Source organism: Peptoniphilus harei, assembly GCF_900454685.1.
In the GTDB taxonomy this organism is placed as follows: Bacteria; Bacillota; Clostridia; order Tissierellales; family Peptoniphilaceae; genus Peptoniphilus_A; species Peptoniphilus_A harei.
This window is the reverse complement of record NZ_UATM01000032.1, coordinates 650899-669752: the sequence shown is the minus strand read 5'-3', so window position 1 is coordinate 669752 and position 18854 is coordinate 650899. Positions and strand designations below refer to the sequence as shown.

The 18854-nt window shown below is 36.1% G+C and carries 17 protein-coding genes; 7 read left to right on the top strand and 10 right to left on the bottom strand.

What is annotated here, in order from left to right:
- Positions 1-110: 110 nt before the first annotated feature.
- Positions 111-1439: a 23S rRNA (uracil(1939)-C(5))-methyltransferase RlmD gene (gene rlmD, locus DRZ96_RS04580; RefSeq protein WP_112889757.1), complete on the bottom strand. Its 1329-nt coding sequence runs from the start codon at positions 1437-1439 to the stop codon at positions 111-113.
- A gap of 185 nt (positions 1440-1624) precedes the next feature.
- Between rlmD and DRZ96_RS04575 the strand changes: the two genes are divergently transcribed.
- Genes DRZ96_RS04575 through DRZ96_RS04555 form a run of 6 tightly spaced genes read left to right on the top strand, consistent with a single transcriptional unit; the run spans position 1625 to position 6536 of the window.
- A complete protein-coding gene (locus tag DRZ96_RS04575) occupies positions 1625-2662 on the top strand; it encodes a phosphate/phosphite/phosphonate ABC transporter substrate-binding protein (protein ID WP_112889756.1) in 1038 nt (345 codons plus the stop codon).
- A 40-nt stretch (positions 2663-2702) separates the two neighbouring features.
- Positions 2703-3467 carry a phosphonate ABC transporter ATP-binding protein gene (gene phnC / locus DRZ96_RS04570; RefSeq protein ID WP_112889755.1) on the top strand — a complete coding sequence of 255 codons (765 nt, stop codon included), beginning with the start codon at positions 2703-2705 and terminating at the stop codon, positions 3465-3467.
- Positions 3464-4099, top strand: coding sequence for a PhnE/PtxC family ABC transporter permease (locus DRZ96_RS04565; RefSeq protein ID WP_236587160.1), 636 nt, complete (start codon positions 3464-3466; stop codon positions 4097-4099). The genes phnC and DRZ96_RS04565 overlap by 4 nt, the downstream gene beginning before the upstream one ends.
- Before the next feature lie 13 nt (positions 4100-4112).
- Entirely contained in the window at positions 4113-4286 is a 174-nt protein-coding gene (locus tag DRZ96_RS11670; protein WP_407673023.1) for a PhnE/PtxC family ABC transporter permease, read from the top strand.
- Position 4287: 1 nt separating this feature from the next.
- Complete coding sequence (gene phnE, locus DRZ96_RS04560) at positions 4288-5100, top strand: phosphonate ABC transporter, permease protein PhnE (protein ID WP_112889754.1); 813 nt, start codon at positions 4288-4290, stop codon at positions 5098-5100.
- The gene (locus DRZ96_RS04555) at positions 5097-6536 is read left to right on the top strand and encodes a bifunctional metallophosphatase/5'-nucleotidase (protein ID WP_112889753.1); all 1440 of its coding nucleotides are present in this window, start codon (positions 5097-5099) and stop codon (positions 6534-6536) included. The genes phnE and DRZ96_RS04555 overlap by 4 nt, the downstream gene beginning before the upstream one ends.
- A gap of 199 nt (positions 6537-6735) precedes the next feature.
- On the opposite strand, the gene DRZ96_RS04550 is transcribed toward DRZ96_RS04555, so the two are convergent.
- A complete protein-coding gene (locus DRZ96_RS04550; RefSeq protein ID WP_112889752.1) occupies positions 6736-7398 on the bottom strand; it encodes an S-layer homology domain-containing protein in 663 nt (220 codons plus the stop codon).
- Positions 7399-8238: 840 nt separating this feature from the next.
- On the opposite strand from DRZ96_RS04550, the gene DRZ96_RS04545 reads away from it, so the two are divergent.
- Positions 8239-8757 carry a nitroreductase family protein gene (locus DRZ96_RS04545; protein ID WP_070702670.1) on the top strand — a complete coding sequence of 173 codons (519 nt, stop codon included), beginning with the start codon at positions 8239-8241 and terminating at the stop codon, positions 8755-8757.
- A 91-nt stretch (positions 8758-8848) separates the two neighbouring features.
- On the opposite strand, the gene DRZ96_RS04540 is transcribed toward DRZ96_RS04545, so the two are convergent.
- From DRZ96_RS04540 to DRZ96_RS04505, 8 genes are all read right to left on the bottom strand, one after another.
- Complete coding sequence (locus tag DRZ96_RS04540) at positions 8849-9712, bottom strand: DUF1002 domain-containing protein (RefSeq protein ID WP_112889751.1); 864 nt, start codon at positions 9710-9712, stop codon at positions 8849-8851.
- 192 nt (positions 9713-9904) lie between these two features.
- Positions 9905-10501 (bottom strand): ribosome biogenesis GTP-binding protein YihA/YsxC, encoded by a 597-nt coding sequence (gene yihA, locus DRZ96_RS04535; RefSeq protein WP_112889750.1) that lies wholly within the window; start codon positions 10499-10501, stop codon positions 9905-9907.
- Entirely contained in the window at positions 10488-12821 is a 2334-nt protein-coding gene (lon, locus tag DRZ96_RS04530) for an endopeptidase La (protein ID WP_112889749.1), read from the bottom strand. The genes yihA and lon overlap by 14 nt, the downstream gene beginning before the upstream one ends.
- 46 nt (positions 12822-12867) lie before the next feature.
- The gene (clpX, locus tag DRZ96_RS04525) at positions 12868-14085 is read right to left on the bottom strand and encodes an ATP-dependent Clp protease ATP-binding subunit ClpX (protein WP_070702678.1); all 1218 of its coding nucleotides are present in this window, start codon (positions 14083-14085) and stop codon (positions 12868-12870) included.
- An 8-nt stretch (positions 14086-14093) separates the two neighbouring features.
- Complete coding sequence (clpP, locus tag DRZ96_RS04520) at positions 14094-14678, bottom strand: ATP-dependent Clp endopeptidase proteolytic subunit ClpP (RefSeq protein ID WP_070702681.1); 585 nt, start codon at positions 14676-14678, stop codon at positions 14094-14096.
- 16 nt (positions 14679-14694) lie between these two features.
- On the bottom strand, positions 14695-16044 hold the full coding sequence (gene tig / locus DRZ96_RS04515) for a trigger factor (RefSeq protein WP_112889748.1): 1350 nt from the start codon (positions 16042-16044) through the stop codon (positions 14695-14697).
- A gap of 70 nt (positions 16045-16114) precedes the next feature.
- Complete coding sequence (locus DRZ96_RS04510; RefSeq protein ID WP_112889747.1) at positions 16115-16336, bottom strand: YdbC family protein; 222 nt, start codon at positions 16334-16336, stop codon at positions 16115-16117.
- A gap of 1 nt (position 16337) precedes the next feature.
- Positions 16338-18041 carry a proline--tRNA ligase gene (locus DRZ96_RS04505; protein WP_112889746.1) on the bottom strand — a complete coding sequence of 568 codons (1704 nt, stop codon included), beginning with the start codon at positions 18039-18041 and terminating at the stop codon, positions 16338-16340.
- Between the last annotated feature and the right edge of the window lie 813 nt (positions 18042-18854).

Genomic DNA, 18854 nt, shown 5'->3' with positions numbered 1-18854 from the left:
AACTACTCTTACGTTCATGTAGTTTTTTTGAGTCTTTTTGACGTATCCTTCTTCATCTTTATCGAAGACAAAATGCTTATAAAACTGCTTAAAATGCAGGATTTCTAAATTTATATCTTTTGTATCAACGCTATGGTCTCGACGTGAGAGGTTTTTGGGAACTGGTCTACTATCTCTAGTTCTTCTATTTCATAGCCTCTTTCTTTAAAGACTCCAAGGTCTCTTACTAAGGTTACTGGGTTGCAAGATATATATAAAAACTTTTCTGGGTCAAAGTCTATTATCTTTTCTATGGCTCTTGGGTTTATTCCTTCTCTTGGTGGGTCAAGGACTATTAGGTCAGGGTTCTTGTCTAGGTCGTCTAAGACTTTTAAGACGTCTGATGCTATGAATTTCACGTTGTCTATGCCGTTTAATTTTGCATTTTCTCTTGCTGCTTCTACTGCTTCTTCTACTATTTCTACTCCTATAACTTTTTTGGCTGACTCTGCTAAGACTTGGGTGATTGTTCCTGTTCCTGAATACAAGTCAAAGACCAATTTGTCTTTGGCATCAATTTTTTCTCTAGCCATCTTGTAAAGGACTTCTGCTGATTTCGTGTTTGTTTGGAAGAAGGAGAAGGGGCTTATTTTAAATCTAAGTCCAAGGACTTCTTCTTCTATATGATCCTTGCCGTAAATTAGTTTCATTTCTTCTGGGACTATGGCATCTGATAGGGCATCATTTATCACATGATAGATTGATACTATTTGTCCTTCTAAGTCCAAGTCTAATAAGAATTTTATAAAGGCTTCTTCATCGAGCTTGCTTTGGCTTGATGTTGAAAGAAGTACCATTATCTCTCCAGTCTTTGTTGCCTTTCTTATTAGGAGGTGACGGAGGAATCCCTCGTGTCTTTTTCTGTTGTATTGGACTTCGCCCAGGTCTTCGAAGTAGTTTCTCACTTCCGTCCTTATTGTATTGAAGTCATGGTCAACTATATTGCAGTCTGTAGTGTTTATTATTTCGTGAAATCTATTCTTCACGTGAAGTCCAAGTGAAAGTGGCCCACCCTTGTACTCGTCGCCAAAGGTATATTCCATTTTGTTTCTATAATGTTTGTGGACTGGTGATGGAATGATTTCAATTTCTCTTTCTATTCCATTTTCTTTAAATAAATTTTTTATTAATCCTTTTTTGTATTTAAGTTCATCTTCATAAGTTAGGGTTTGGTAAGTACAACCGCCACACTTTTCAAAATGAGGACATTGGCTTTCTATTTCTATGTCTGATTTTTCTATTATGCTAAGAAGTTTTGCCTTTTTTGATTTTTTTCCTCTTGCTTTTATTTCTACTCTTTGGCCAACTATGCCGCCCTTAAAGTGGTACTCTCTATCTTCAAAGCTTCCCCTTGATAGGTTTGGGAATCTCGATTCATCTATTTTAACTATAATGCTCATTGTGTCACTCCTTTAGGAAAATTATATCAAATTAAATATGTCGTCTCAATTTAATAAATTAAGAATAATTGGTCATAATTTTTAATTTTTTTATAGTCTTTAATTTATATTTTTTGTTTATTTGGTATAATACATTTGACAAGATTTTGCTGTGGGATTACCCACGAATTTTTTGGAGGTATTATATGAAAAAAACATGGTTGGTATTGCTACTTGCAATGCTAATGACTCTTACTGCTTGTGGCGGTAACAAGAAAGAGGCAACAGCTGATGCAGATGGCAATGTAATCGAGGATTTAAAAATCCAATTCGTTCCTTCTAGGGAACCTGACGAAATAGTAACTAAGACTGAACCACTTAAAGAAGTTTTAAAGACTAAGCTTGCCGAAAAAGGTTACGATGTTAAAAACATTGACATCACAGTTGGTACAAACTATGAATCAACTGGTGAAGCCCTAAGTGCTGGTTCTGTTGATATTGGATTTATTCCTGGTGGAACTTATGCTATCTACGATGATGGTGCTGAAGTTCTTCTTACTGCAACAAGAAAGGGTCTTTCTGTTGATTCTGAAGATCCAAAGGAATGGAACGACAAGAAGCCTACAGAAAAGGCTGAAGAACAAGTTGACTATTATAGATCACTTGTAATTGCTGGTCCTTCTGAAAAGGGTCAAGAACTTGCTGCAAAAGTAAATAATGGAGAAAAGTTAACTTGGGAAGACCTTGCAAGTGCTAAATGGTCTGTAATGGGATCATCTTCATCTGCTGGTTACATCTACCCTTACCTATGGCTACAAAAGAACTATGACAAGGGTCTAACTGATCTTCCTTCAGTTGTTCAAGCTGACTCTTACCCATCTTCTATGGCAAGACTTGCTTCTGGCCAAGTTGATATTATGGTAGGTTTCGCTGATGTTAGAGTAGACAATGCTGAAAAATGGCAAAATGAATTTGGCAAGACTAAGTCTATCTGGGATGAAACTAATGTAATTGGTGTAACTGATAAAATTTACAACGATACAATTTCAGTTTCTAAAAACTCAGAAATTATGACAGATGACTTCAAAAAAGCCCTTCAAGAATCTTTCATAGAAATCGGTGAAAGCGAAGAAGGTAAAGAAATCATAGCAATCTACAGCCACGAAGGTTACAAAGCTGCTGATGACAAGAACTATGATGGCGAAAGAGAAGCACAAAAATTATTAAGAGAACTTAAAAATTAAGAAAGGGCTTCATTAGAAGCTCTTTTTTATGAGGAGAATTATGATTGAATTTAAGAATGTAGATAAAGTTTATCCTGGTGGATTTAAGGCCCTAAAAGATATAAACCTTACTATTGAGGATGGCGAGTTTGTTGCCATAATAGGAAGGTCTGGTGCCGGTAAATCTACCCTAATTAGGACTATAAATAAGATGCACGACATTAATGCAGGGACTCTTACTGTTGATGGAGTTGATGTTAAATCTCTAAAGGGAAAAGAACTTCGCAAGTTTAGGAGAAATATTGGGATGATTTTCCAATCCTTTAACCTTGTTGAAAGAATTTCTGTTATCAAGAATGTAATGTCTTCTTTTGTACCTGATTTAAATCCCATCCAGTCCCTATTTGGAATTTATCCAAAGGAATGTAAGATAAAGGCTCTTGAAGCTCTTGAGCAAGTTGACATCCTTGACAAGGCCTTTGAAAGAGCTGACAACCTATCTGGTGGACAACAACAAAGGGTTGCTCTTGCTAGGACCCTTGTCCAAAACCCAAGCATTATCCTTGCTGACGAACCTGTTGCAAGTCTTGACCCTGTCACAGCAAGACAGGTTATGGATTATTTTAAAAAGATTAACGAAAATCTTGGAATCACTATCCTCTTAAATATCCACCACGTTGAGCTTGCCCTTGAATATGCCACAACTGTTCTTGGAGTTCGTGACGGAGAGGTAATCTATTATGGACCAGCCAAGAATGTGGACGATAGCGTTTTAAAATCTATTTATGGAGATTCCTTTGAAGAAATAAAATTGGAGGAAGTATGAGCCTCTACTACAAAATCTTTAAACCAAAAAAACACACCCTAAAGTCTGGTAAGGAAGTCTATGAGAAGCCGACTTTGACTATACCTATCCTTATTCTCTTGCTTCTTTTTACCATGCTTTCTGTAAGAGTTACGAACTTTTCAATGGCAACTCTCTCGAAAAATATTCACAAGCTCTTTGCCATTTTATCTCCAATGTTTAAGCCAAACTTTTCCTACTTCCCTTCAATAGTGGGACCACTTTTTGACACAATAAAGATGTCCTTCTTGGGATCCTTCTTGGGAGCAGTTTTGGCTATGCCCTTTGCCTTCTTGGCATCAAACAACATGGTAAATAACAAGGTCATAAACTGGATTGTTAAGTTACTTTTCTCAATCCTTCGTACCATTCCAACACTTGTGTCTGCACTTATTGCAACTTATATTTTTGGACTTGGTGCCTTTGCTGGTACAGTTGCCATATTTTTATTTTCCTTCTCCTATGTTGGAAAGCTAACTTATGAGCAAATTGAAACAGTTAACATGGGAGCCTTTGAAGCAATGATCTCCATGGGCTTCACTAGGACTATGGCCTTTTTTCAAATCCATTGTGCCAGAAATCCTTCCCTTTTATTTATCAACTGCCCTTTATAACTTTGAAGGTAACGTGAGATACGCTGCCATCCTTGGTTATGTTGGTGCCGGTGGACTGGGACTTCTTATTAACGAAAACATTAACTGGAGAGACTACAACCGTGTGGGCATGATTCTCTTGATGCTACTTATAACAGTATTTGTCATCGAAAATATCAGTGCTCACTTTAGAAGAAAGTTGAATTAATATGTCAGAAAAAGTAATAGAAAAACTAAAATCAGAACCAAAAAATCATGGCTATATCATAATGATTGTAGCTGTAATTTTATTTATGATAGTTTGGTCATCTTCTGTAATTAATTTTGAATCTGCAACAAAAGATGGAATGGGAGTAGCCAAAAATATTATCAAGGGAATCTTTAATCCCAACAAGGACATGCTCTTTAACCTAACGACGAAGGGAGTTCCTTACCTTTTACTTGAAACTATTTGTATAGCCTTCCTAGGTACCCTTGTAGGGGCAATAATTGCCATGCCACTTAGCTTTTTGGCATCATCAAACATTGTTCCAGCGCCTGTGGCTTATCTTGTTAGGATGTTTATTATCCTAATAAGGACAATCCCAGCTATTGTTTATGGTCTAATGTTTATTAGGGTAACAGGACCTGGACCCTTTGCAGGCCTTATGACTATGTCCTTTACATCTATTGGTATGCTTACAAAATTATTTTCAGATAACATCATGAACCTAAACAAGGCAATACTTGAGTCCTTCTCTTCCATTGGGGCAACAACCTTCCAAAAGATTCGCTTTGGTATAATTCCTCAGCTTTTTGCAAACTTTGCCTCAACAACAATTTATCGTTTCGACATAAATTTAAGAGACGCATCAATCCTTGGACTTGTTGGAGCAGGTGGTATTGGTTCACCACTTATGTTCGCCATCACTTCCTACAAGTGGAGCGAAGTTGGAGCAATCCTCTTAGGACTAATCCTTCTTGTCTTATTTATTGAGTACTTCTCAACAAAAATAAGAGCAAGACTAGTAGGTGAAAAATGATTTTAAAAATAATTCACACATCAGACTTGCACGGATATTTTTTCCCAACAGATTATCTCGATAGGGAAGAAAAAAATACAGGCTACCTTTCACTTTTAAATAATATAAAAAAAGACGAGAGGACAATCTTAACTGACGGAGGAGACATCCTTCAGGGATCTTCCTTCGCCTACTATGTAAAAGAAAATTTAAACTCTAATGTAGTGGCAGACATGATGCAAAATGTTGACTACTACACTCTTGGTAACCACGACTTCAACTACGGCTACGATTACCTAAGGACTTACGTAGAAAACATGAAGGGAAAACTAGTTTGTGCCAATGTAAGAGACAAGACTGGTAAGATTAAATTTGACCCATATTATGTAAAAGAAATTGACGATTACAAGATTGGGATTACTGGGGTTGTTACCGATTGGGTAAATCTCTGGGAGAGAAAAGAAAATCTCGTGAACTTTGAAATCACAGATGCCTTTGAAGGAGCAAAGAGGGCCCTTGAAGGACTAAAAAAAGAAAAGACAGATTTTAATATTTTAATCTACCATGGAGGTTATGAAATCGACCTAGAAAGTGGCAAAAAACTTTCAGAAACCACAGAAAATATTGGAGGAAAAATTGCAAAAGAATTGGACTTCAATATAATCTTGGCAGGCCACCAACACATGGAGATCGCTGGTTATATTGGCAATACCCTTGCCATTGAGACGCCAGCCAATGGGTCTAAGGCTGCCCTTGTGGAAGTTGACCTTGCAAGAAAAGAAATGAAGGCTTCCTTTATTGAGCCAAGGCTTGGATCAAACTTCCTTATAGAAAAATATAGTGATGTTGAAGAAGAAGTCCAAGACTATCTCGACCAACCAATAGCAGAACTGAGCCGTGACTACATGCCAGAGAACAGGATTAAGATGGCCCTTCATGGCTCAGACCTTGCAAACCTAATAAACAAGATCCAATTGGACTACACAGGAGCAGATATTTCTATCACTTCCTTTGCCAATGTCATCTCAGGTCTAAAGAAGAACTTGACCACAAGAGACGTCCTAAACACATACAGGTTTCCTAACACAACAGTGGTGCTTGAAATCGACGGCAAGAGTCTTAGAGAAGCCCTAGAACAAAACTTTTCCTACATCGAGTATGATGGGTCCTATAAGATATCAAAGAAGTTTTTAGAGCCAAAGGAAGAGCATTACAACTTTGACTACTTCTATGGCATAGACTTTGAAAAGGACCTTACACAAAAAGTTGGCGAGAGAATTGGCAAGATTTTCTTTGATGGTAAAGAAGTAAAAGATTCCGACAAGTTTTCACTAGTAATGAATAACTACAGGGCCACAGGAGCCGGCGGCTTTGATATGTATAAGGACCTCAAAGTTATAAAAAATTACGACAAGGAAACTTCAGAAATATTATTAGACTATTTTAGAAACCTGTAAAATATTTTCAATCTATAAAATTTATAAAAAATTTATCATGATAGGATAAAGCTTAACTAAGTACCAGAGGGAATTTTTATTTCCTCTGGTATTTTTTATTATTTTTTACAAGTAAGAAATTATATCTTAATAAATTAATTTTTAGACTTTAAAATCCTTTCCAACAAATTTATACAAAAAAATAAGACAGTTGCCTGTCTTATTCGTAAAGATTTCTGCCCCCAAATTTAATTTTGCTATTATTTAGAGCTTTCTTTTGTGGATAGTTGTAATTAGAAATCATTGACCTAAAAAGCGTAGCAGCTTCTGATCTCCTAATTGATCTTGTGGGATAAAAGTTACCATCAGAGTAACCTCTCAAGATCCCTGCGTCCACAAGGGCGCCTACATAGCCCCTTGCCGATGGGCTTATCCTTGCCCTATCGCCAAACTCATTTGTTGAACCTTCCCTCGGTGATAGCGAATACACATAACCAAGAATTTCTGCAACTTCTTCTCGTGTAATTTCCCTATTTGGATTAAGCCTACCAGTAGTTGGCTTAATGTAACCTGCCTTAATGCCCTTAGCTACATCATTGTAAAACCAATCAGATGTACTTACATCAGAAAAAGTCACAGTATAAGTTTTATCATAGCCTGCTAAAGAATTAACAGTTGCATAAAACTCTGCTCTCGACATGTTTTCATTAGGTTTAAAAGTCCCATCTTGGTAACCAGACATAAGCTTTTTGTCAGTAATAAAGTCAATTGAAGCTTCTGCCCAGTGGCCTCTTGTGTCTCTAAAAGTTCTTGCAGATACAGTGCTTGTCAAAATCAATGCTGAGGAGATAATAATCAATGAAGTCTTTTTAAAAATCTTCATCTTTATCACCTTCATCCTTATTATATATCAAAGTCATCTATATAACAGGTTTTCTATTTTAAGTTTCTGTTACAAAGAATTTTTCCCTGTAACAATCTTGCAACATTCGTTCGATTTCATATAAGCACATAAGTTGATATATTAATTTAGATTTATAAAAATCATGAAAAATAGCAAAAATCCATGACTTTATAAAAAATCATTACTTTCTTATAGACTCATAAGCTAATAAAATTTTATGAAGTCCTTTGACTATATAAGTTTCTATTTTTTTTATAGAATAGAAAAATTTATAAGCTTACAATTAAAGATAGATTAGATTTCTTTTATAAGTTCATATTCAATTGTGATGGTACAAAATTATTTAAAATATGTTTTTTGTTGGATTAAACATAAAATTAAACTTTGTGGACTTGCAAAGCCTTAACTGAAGTTTTTGAAAAGTAAATTTTTGAAAAATATAGGAAAAGAAGTATATATACTAAAAATTTTCTATAGAGAGATCTTTTAAATTTCACTAAATTAAAAACCCCCCTCTACAAGTCTTAAGTAAATTTAAATTTAGACAAATAAAAAGAGAACAGCTTATGTATCCAATAACTGTTCTCTAAGGGAAGAAAAAAGATGATGAAGTTTTCACTTCATGTATATTGTACTTTAGATAAGTATATTTGTCAACGCTTTTATGAAAATATTTTCAGAATTTTTTATATTTTTCCCTTTGGCTTATTTTCAATCTTATTCCACTCTTTATTATAAGCTTTTAAGAATATTATGAATATATTTTCACACGCTTCTCTATAAGCTTTTTTGTGGTAAAATGATAGGAGAGGTGATATTTTGTTAAAAGAATTAATTTTAAAAAGAAGAACTGTTAGAAAATATAAAGACAAGGAAGTTGACAGAGAAAAGTTAGAAGAACTTTTAATGTACGCTTCCATGGGACCAAGCAACGGCAACTCCCATCCAGTAGAATTCATAGTAGTTGACGACAAGGAAAAAATCGAAGAACTTTCCAACATGGATTCCTTTGCAACTCTTTACCTAAAAGAAGCTCCAGTAGTAGTAATAGTTATTGCAAACACAGAAATTTGTAAGACTTGGGTGGAAGAAGCATCGCTAACAGCAGCTTACCTACAACTTCTACTTGAAGAGGAAGGCCTTTCATCTTCTTGGATCAACGTTAAAGAAGGAAACACTGCCGGCAAGATTTCTTATGAAGAATACTTTGCAGAAAACTTCGGAGTGAAAAAACCTTACAGGGCCCAATGCCTAATCCCAATTGGCTACAAAAAATCAGGCACAAAGGACCACGAAGAATTTGACGTTTCTTCAAAGGTTCACTACAACAAGTTTTAATTTATGAAAAATCCGATTAAGTCGGATTTTTTTATTTGGATTTTTGTAATAAAAAAAGATCCACCCTTGGGTGAATCTCCACTCATAATTCTTATTTAAACAAGCCAACTATAAAGTCTATTAACTTTTCCAAGAAGCTCTTCGTATTTTCTACAGCCTTTTCTCCTTCTGGAGAGTTTAAAAACTTTGAAGCCTTGTCCTTGTACTTAACTGCTGTGTCAGCCATCCTATTCCAGTCAACGTCAGCATTCTTCATGTTGTTAAATAGTCCAACAAGCTTATCCTCTTGGCTCTTTGTAAGGTTGATGTTGTAGTTGTTAACAACATTCTCGATTATGACTCTAACTTCCTTTTCGTCCTTTGGCATATTCTTTGCCATGGCGTCCTTAATTTCATAAATTATGTCGTTAGTCTTTTCATCGCCAAGCTCTTCAGATAATTTTGTTTGAACAACAAGCTCTTCATTGGCGACCTTTTTTAGATCCTCTGGTAATTCCTTGCCAGTGTTTTCTTCATAGGCCTTTAAAATTCCAGTTAAGGCTGCAGTACCACTTACCTTTCCCGGTGCAGTTACATAAATATCAGCATCTTCAATGCCTACAGTGTTTAGAGCATTGATAAAGGCATCTTCCTTTACAACCCTGATGTTGTCTGAGAGTTCAATAGTTAGTCCACTTCCTGCTTTTTCATATCTAACAATAGCAGAAGAAATTGCCCTCTTGCCAATTTCCTTCGATGACAAGACATCTCCAAGATACTTGTATTCCTCTGCATTAGTTACCTCGATGATCTTTGCATCATCACTTGCATTCATCTCACGAAGCATTTCACTTTTTTGACTTTCCTTTAAATCGGCACCAAGTGTTACAATCTCTTCGCCTTCCTTGGCAAAAACAAAGCCAGGTAGAAGGGCAAGAGAAAGTGCCGCTGTTAAAATTTTATTTCTTATCTTCATAACATCCTCCATTTTTTCTTATCATATCAATTATATATGAATAATACTTAAAAAGTATGTGAAATTTGTCTGTCACTTATTAAGAATTTCTTAATAACTTATTATTTATGAACTTTAAAAAATTCTTTTCTATTAATTTTAAAATTTTTCACAAGAAAAAAGAGCCAGTCTCCCAGCTCTTGATTTATAATTTTATTCTTCATGAAATCTAAGCATATCTTCGAAGATAAACCACATGTCCTTGACTTCGTCTCTCTTTGAGGAGGAGAAGGGAATTATATTTTCCCTGTGCTTGACGCCAAGTTTTTTGGCAATTATTGATATGTGTTTATCTACTTGAGATTTTTTTATTTTATCTTTTTTTGTCGCAATCACTATACCCGAGAATCCTGACTCAATGATGTAGTCATACATTTGCTTGTCAAGGGCTGTCGGTTCGTGTCTTATGTCCACAAGTAGGATTGTCTCAACTAGGTTTTCTCTATTTTCAAGATACCTGTTGATGATGCCTGCCCACTTTTCTTTTTCTGACTTGGCAACTTTTGCGTAGCCATAACCTGGCAAGTCCACAAGACGCAAATCATCATTGACCCTGTAAAAGTTGATAGTCCTAGTCTTTCCCGGTGTAGATGAAGTCCTTGCAAGATTTTTCCTATTTAACATTGCATTTATAAAGGATGACTTACCAACATTGGACCTGCCTGCAAAGGCAAACTCCTTGATATTCGGGTCAGGATATTGCTTTTCTTCTACTGCAACTTTTTCTAGTTCTGCCTTATTTATCTTCATTAAAATCACCTATGGCAATCTCTGCAACTTCTTCGAACTTGGAAACTGGTCTCACATCTAACTTCTTAATTGCTTCTTCTTCAATTTCCTTTAAGTCCCTCTTGTTTTCTTCTGGAATTATTACAGTCTTGACTCCATATCTTTCTGCTGCCAGAAGTTTTTCCTTTAGACCGCCAATTGGAAGGACTTTTCCACGAAGTGTTATCTCTCCTGTCATGGCCACGTCGTTGTTAACTGGCCTCTTTGTTAGAGCAGATAAGACTGATGTCGCAATTGTAATCCCTGCTGACGGGCCATCCTTTGGCACTGCTCCTTCAGGGACGTGGATGTGGATGTCTGTGTTGGACCTGAAGTTTGGATCGAGCTTAAAGTCATCTGCCTTTGATGCAATATAAGAGATGGCAGCCATGGCTGACTCCTTCATCACATCTCCCAGCGATCCTGTTAGAGTTAGCTTGCCCTTGCCTGGCATAACTATCGTTTCTATGACAAGGCTTGTGCCACCAACTTCTGTCCAAGCAAGTCCATTTACTGAACCAACTTCAGGAGATTTTTCTGCTTCAGAAATCCTGAAAATTTTTTCTCCAAGAAAGTCCTCAATATTTCTTGTGGAAACAGAAACCTTATCTAAGTCTTCTTCCACAATTTTTAGGGCAGCCTTTCTCACAATTTTTGAAATTTGTTTTTCAAGTCCCCTAACTCCTGATTCACGAGTGTAGTAGTCAATTATGTCCTTTATGGCTCTGTCAGAAATACTAATATTTTCTTTCTTAAGTCCATTTTCTTCAATTTGCTTTGAGATTAAATATTTTTTTGCAATATTGAATTTTTCATTTGGAGTGTAGCCTTCAAGTTGGATGACTTCCATCCTGTCAAGGAGGGGTCTTGGTATAGTTGCTGTCGTGTTAGCTGTTGCTATGAAAAAGACTTTTGATAGATCAAAGGGAAGTTCCAAGTACCTGTCTGTAAAGGAATTATTTTGTTCGGGGTCAAGAACTTCTAGAAGAGCTGATGCAGGGTCGCCCTTAAAGTCGTTGCCCACCTTGTCTATCTCGTCAAATAAAAATACTGGGTCATTTTTGCCAGCCTTCTTTAAGAGTGAAATAATTCTTCCAGGAAGAGCTCCAATATAAGTCTTCCTGTGACCTCTTATTTCTGCTTCGTCAGTTACTCCACCAAGGCTCATGCGGACAAATTCTTTGTTAAGAGAATTTGCAATTGACTGCGCAATGGAAGTTTTACCAACTCCAGGAGGTCCCACTAAGCAGAGGATTGGTCCCCTACCCTTGTCGCCTGATAAAATCCTAACGGCAATAAATTCTAGGATTCTCTCCTTAACTTTTTTAAGTCCATAGTGTTCGTCGTTTAAAATTTTTCTCGCATCAGAAATATTTCTCTTTTCATCTCCAGACTCAAGCCAAGGTAGGTCAAGGATCCAGTCAAGATAATTTATTAAAAGTGAATAGTCTGGCGATTGTGAATTTAAGTTGCCCAGCTTATTAACTTCTTTAAGGGCCTTGTCCTTGACTTCATCAGGAAGGGCCTTTTCTTCAATTTTTTTCTTGTAGGACTCTGTTATCTCGGCCTCGTCTTCTCCGTCACCAAGTTCCTTGTGGATTACCCTTAATTGTTCCTTTAGGTAATATTCCCTTTGGACCTCGTCCATTTTCTTTTTGACCTGGTCATTGATGTTCTTTTCTATAGAAAGAATTTCAATTTCCTTCTTCATGATTTCATGAAAGGCCACAAGTCTCTCATAGATATCTGTTGTTTCTAAAATCCTTTGATAGTCTTCCAATTTAAAATTCAAATATCCCACAACTGTATCAATAAACCTTGATGGGTCCTCAGTGTCTGCAATATTTGAAATAAGTCCTGGGAATAATTTATCATCTAAAGATGAATAGGCCTCCAAGTCGCTAAGGGCCAGCCTAAGGGCAGCTTCAATCTCTTCATCTTCTGTGAAGTCACTTTCCTTGTCTTCAAGGATTTCAATTTCTGCTTCAATCATCTCTTCTGTGATATCAAGTTCAGAAATTTTTGCCCTCTCTTCACCTTCAACAAGGACCCTGACAATTCCACCAGGCAGTTTTAAAATTTGTTTTATAGTAGCCACAGTCCCAATTCCAAAGAGGTCTTCCCTCTTTGGGTCTTCGATTTCAAGTTCTCTTTGGGCCACCAAAAATATTTTTGAATCTTTCATCTCTGCTGCATCAATTGCGTTGAGAGAAATTTTTCTACCGCAATCAAAATGCATAACCATGTGTGGAAAGATAACTAGGTCTCGAAGTGGGATAAGTGGTAATTTAATTTTATCCATTTTTCACCTTCTAAAAAAGCCGTGGCAACCACGGCTAATTATTTATTTATTTTTTTATTAATTCAGCAGGTGCAGTTCCTTCTACTGATTCCTTTGTTATTTTAACTGCTTTGATGTCATCTCTTGAAGGAATTTCATACATTACATTCATAATTGTATTTTCGATAACGCCTCTTAATCCTCTTGCTCCAGCCTTCTTTTCTATTGCCTTTCTTGCAATATAGCTTAGGGCTTCGTCGTCAAAGATTAGTTCAACGTCATCAAATTTTAGAAGTTCCTTGTATTGTTTTACAAGGGCATTCTTTGGCTTAGTTAAAATTTCAACTAGAGCCTCTTCGTCTAACTCTTCAAGAGTAATAGTAACAGGTAATCTACCAATAAGTTCTGGTATTAAACCAAACTTTAATAGGTCTTCAGTTTCAACCTTTTGTAAAATATTTTCTTTATTAGCTTTTTTATCTACAATTTCTGATCCAAAGCCCATAGAAGACTTGGCAGTCCTGTTTTCTATAATTTTGTCGATTCCGTCAAAGGCACCACCAACAATGAATAGGATGTTTGAAGTGTCAACTTGAATAAATTCTTGTGACGGATGCTTCCTTCCACCTTGTGGAGGAACATTGGCAACAGTTCCCTCGATAATTTTTAGGAGGGCTTGTTGAACACCTTCTCCACTTACGTCTCTTGTGATAGATACATTTTCAGATTTTCTGGCAATCTTATCTATCTCGTCAATATATATAATCCCTTTTTCTGCCCTTTCAATGTCGTAGTCAGCATTTTGAATAAGTTTCAAAATAATATTCTCAACATCTTCGCCGACATAGCCAGCCTCAGTTAGGGTTGTGGCATCAGCAATGGCAAAGGGAACATTTAAAAGTCTAGCAAGAGTTTGTGCAAGTAGGGTCTTACCAGAACCTGTAGGTCCAATCATAAGAATGTTGGACTTTTGAAGTTCAATGTCGCTGCTTACCTTCCTATTTGATGAAATCCTCTTGTAGTGGTTATATACTGCAACAGCAAGAGCGCGCTTGGCGTCTTCTTGCTTTACAACATATTGATCCAAGATTTCTTTTATTTCAGCAGGCTTTTTAAGGTCAAAGTCCTTGCTGATTTCGTGAGGAACTTCATTTTCTAGGATTGTGTGGCATCTCTCAATGCACTCGTCGCAGATATTGACATTAGGTCCGGCAATCAATCTATTCACTTGGTTTTGTGTTTTGCCACAGAATGAACATCTTAGAATTTCATCTGTATTAGACATATCTCACCTCAAACCCTTTTTTCAATAACTTTATCGATTAAACCATAATCTTTAGCTTCTTGAGAATTTAACCAGTAGTCCCTATCAGTATCTCTTTCGATTTTTTCTAGGTCTTGGCCAGTTCTTTCTGCAAGAATTTCATTTAATTTGTGTCTAATTTTTAAAATCTTTTCTGCATTGATTTGGATGTCACTTGCCTGACCTTGAGCTCCACCAGATGGTTGGTGAATCATGATGTCAGAGTTTGGAAGAGCAAATCTCTTACCCTTAGCACCAGATGCAAGTAAAAATGCACCCATTGATGCTGCCATCCCAATACAGATTGTTGATACGTCTGGTTTTATATAATTCATAGTGTCGTAAATTGCAAATCCTGCAGATACAGATCCACCAGGTGAATTAATATAAAGTTGAATATCCTTGTTTGGGTCTTCAGCTTCTAAGAACAAAAGTTGGGCAACAATTAAATCTGCCATAGTGTCATTTACTTCGCCACTTGCAAAGATAATCCTATCCTTTAAAAGTCTAGAGTAAATATCGTAAGATCTTTCGCCCCTATTAGTTTGTTCTACTACCATTGGCACTAGTGCCATTTAATCACATCCTTGATTATTTATCTTCTTTTACTTCTTCTATATCTTCTTCAGTAACTTCCTTTGGCTCAACAAATTTTGCTTTTTCAACAAGAGTTTCAATAGCTTTTCTCTTTTCAAGGTCGTCTCTTACAACATCCTTGTTGTCGTTAAGCATGTATTCTCTCATTTTTTCCATGTGGTCTTTGTCGTCCTTGAAGTATTCTTCTACAACCTTGTTAACTTCTTCTTCGATTTCTTCATCAGTGATTTCGATGTTCATGTCTTTAACAAGAGCTTCTAGAGCAAGGTCGTTTTTAACAGTCTTTTCTGCTTCAGGTCTCATAGTGTTCTTGAAGTCATCAAGACTTTGACCAATCATCTTAATATAGTCTTCAAAGCTAATACCTTGAGCTCTTAAGCTTTGGTCATAGTTTCTAATCATGTCATCGATTTGAGCGTTAATCATTCCTTCAGGAATGTCTGCTTCAATCATTTCACCGATTTTATCAATAGCTCTTCTTTGTTTTTCCATTTCAGAAGTTGTTTTGAATTCTTCTTCTTTTTTCTTTCTTAAGTCAGCCTTGAATTCATCAAGAGTGTCAAATTCAGAAATATCTTTTACAAATTCATCGTCAAGTTCTGGAAGTTCTTCATAAGAGATTCCGTTTAATTTGATTTCGAATTTAGCGTCCTTTCCAGCAAGATCTTTTTGGTGATAATCTTCTGGGAACTTAACAGTAATGTCAAATTCTTCGCCAATTTCGTGTCCAATTAGTTGTTCTTCAAAGCCTGGGATAAATGTGTTTGAACCAATCTTTAGGTCTTGGCTTTCAGCTTCTCCACCTTCGAAGTATTCTCCATCAACAGAACCCTTGAAGTCGATGTTTACAGTGTCGCCATCTTCTACAGCCCTGTCGTCAACATTGATAATTCTTGCGTTCATCGCTCTTTGATTTTCAACTTCAGAGTCAATAAGTTCGTCAGTTACTTCAATAGTTGGGTCTTCGATTTCAATTCCTTCGTAGTCTTTGATTTCAACTTCTGGTCTAACATCAACAGAAACTTTGATAACAAGATCTTCGCCCTTTTCAATGCTTTCTTCGTCAATGTCAATGTTTGGTTGGTCAACAACCTTAAGGTCTAATTCTTCAATAGCTTTTTCATATTCTTGTGGAAGAAGTTCGTTAATAGCATCTTCAAAGAATACGTCCTTGCCGTACATGTTTTCGATCATCTTCATAGGAACATGACCTTTTCTAAATCCAGGAATTTGGAAGTGTTTTTTGTTTTTCTTATACACTTCGTTTTCAGCTTTCTTTATATCTTCTCTTTTTAAAACAATGTCAAAAAAGACAGTGTTATTTTCTTTCTTATTAATTTCCATTTCAATTGCCTCCTCGCTTATCGCGTTTTTCACATCTCTATATTATAACATAAGTTATTTTAAAAACCTATTAAATACCCTTGTCCTTTAGTATCTTTGATAGAATTTCCATCTCTTCATCACTAAGAGTTACACCCTTAGACATCTTTTGGTGGTCTGGGTCCCATTCTCTTAGGTCATACTTAGCTGGTCTGTCGTTGAAGGAAACCTTGTTTAGTTCCTTAGTCCAGCCCCTAGCATTCTCAGATAGAGTTCCTAAGTGTTCAGTAATTTCAAATTTAAAATCGCTCATCTTACCTAACCTTTTCTATTTCACTTAAAATATTTTTGATTGCCTCGTCAGCTGAGATGTCAGAATTTTCCATTTCTCTTCTAGTAGAATATTCAACAATAGAATCTCCTGACTTCTTGCCGCAAGTAATTCTTAGAGGAATACCAATAAGGTCCCTGTCCTTAAACTTAACCCCAGGTCTTTCCTTCCTGTCATCAAGTAGGACTTCAACACCCTTAGCTTCAAGTTCCTTGTAAATTTTTTCTCCAAGAGCAACTTGATCTTCATCTTTAGTGTTTACTATAGTAACAATTGCTTCATAAGGAGCTACAGATATTGGCCAAATGATTCCATTGTCATCGTGGTTTTGTTCGATAACAGCTGTAACAGATCTTGTGATACCAACACCATAAGAACCCATGTAGAAGTAATTTGCCTTGCCATTTTCGTCAAGGAAAGTTGCATTAAGGGCTTCCGAATACTTTGTACCCAATTTAAAGATATTACCAACTTCAATACCTCTTGCAAACTTATATTCCTCATCAGTTCCCGGTACCTTGTCGCCTTCAGCAACAAGAAGAAGGTCATCGACAACTTCGCCTTCAAAGTCACGTCCGTAATTGGCATTGATATAGTGGTATTCATTTTCATTGGCACCAACAACAAGATTGTCCATTTCAGTAAGTCTCTTGTCAAAAATCATCCTTACATCAAGACCAAGAGGTCCAGTGTATCCTGGTTTAGACTTAATAGCTTCGATTTCGCTGTCTTCCATCATCCTAATGTCGTGTTCAGCAACACCTGTGTAAGAAACAAGCTTAGCAAGGTTGAGTTCCCTATCTCCAGGAATAAATACAAGAACAAGTTCATCGCCTAACATTAAATCAATTGCCTTGGCACATTTCTTTTGGTCAACCTTTAAGAAGTTAGCAACCTCTTCAATAGTGCTGGCATTTGGAGTGTGAACTTTTTCTAAGTCCAACTTGTCTTCAGCTTCAGGAAGAATATACTCAACAGGAGCCTTCTCTTCAGTTGCACCAAACTTACCAGACTCAGAATAAACAATTACACCTTCGCCTGTCTCAGAAAGAGCAATGAACTCGTGAGAACCAGTACCACCCATGGCACCATTGTCACCCTCAACAATCTTATAATCAAGCTCAAGTCTGTCAAAAATCTTTTCATAAGCATCGTACATATTCATGTAAGCAACATCAAGAGTCTCAGGTGAAGTATCAAAAGTGTAGGCATCCTTCATAGAGAACTCTCTTGCCCTATTAATACCAAACCTAGGTCTCTTTTCGTCCCTGTACTTAGTTTGAATTTGGTAAAGATTAAGAGGAAGGTCCTTGTAAGACTTGACTTCGTCTCTTACAAGAGTAGTAAAATATTCCTCAGCAGTAGGTCCAAGACAGAACTCCCTATCGTTTCTGTCCTTTAGCTTGAACATTTCAGGACCAAACTTTTCCCATCTTCCAGACTCTCTCCAGATTTCAGCAGGTTGGATGGCAGACATTAAAATCTCCATAGCACCAGCCTTATCCATTTCATCACGAACAATATTTTCAATTTTTTTAATAGATCTATAGCCAAGTGGCAAGTATGTATAGACACCACTAGCAGATTTTCTAATCATACCTGCCCTTAGAAGAAACTTGTGAGATGCAATCTCAGCATCTTGTGGATCCTCCCTAAGAGTTGGCATATAAAGTTTTGATAATCTCATATTACCTCCATAATAAAAGTATTATAATAAATAAAATAATATTCTACAAGTTTTTAGCTAAAATCTCATAGCACGCTATTTTCATTATACTATAAAGACTAGAAGACTTCACAAGATTGTTAGATTTATTTATAGGGTCTTGTAACTTTCTTCTATTATAAATTAATAATTTTTATAAAATGATAAAATTTTCTACATCTTATCCTTTAATGACTTCATAATAACTTTCCACTATATGTTTTTTTGCAACTTAATAAAATTTTTTAACTTCATAATTATTTACAACTTCATAAAATTTTTCTACTTCATAATTTTTTATAAATTCCTAATAATTTTCAACATCATAATAATTTTCCAAATCATATCTCCTAATGACTTAGTAAAAATCCTTAACTTTATACTAATTACTTGAATAATTTTAGCTTCTCCAGAATAAATTTCATAAGCTAATATTACTTAGCATTAACTAATTTCTATTTAATCTTTAAAATTTTTAACAACAAAAAACCTAACCTAAAAATTTTAGGTTAGGCATATTTTTAAAATATTTTAATTTCTTCATAATAAAGTTTGCGACAAAAATGGTGCTAAGGATGGGACTTGAACCCAAATTTCAATCCACGCACCCGTGAAGGGTGCGACTCCAGTGTCGCCTTGTACTGCAAAGAGTCGGCCATTGTTTCAATCCACGCACCCATGAAGGGTGCGACTCTCATTTTTATGGCGTCTTCCAACATATAGTTGGATTTCAATCCACGCACCCGTGTAGGGTGCGACTGTAAAATATTAAATCCTTCAGAATCTTCCCAATAT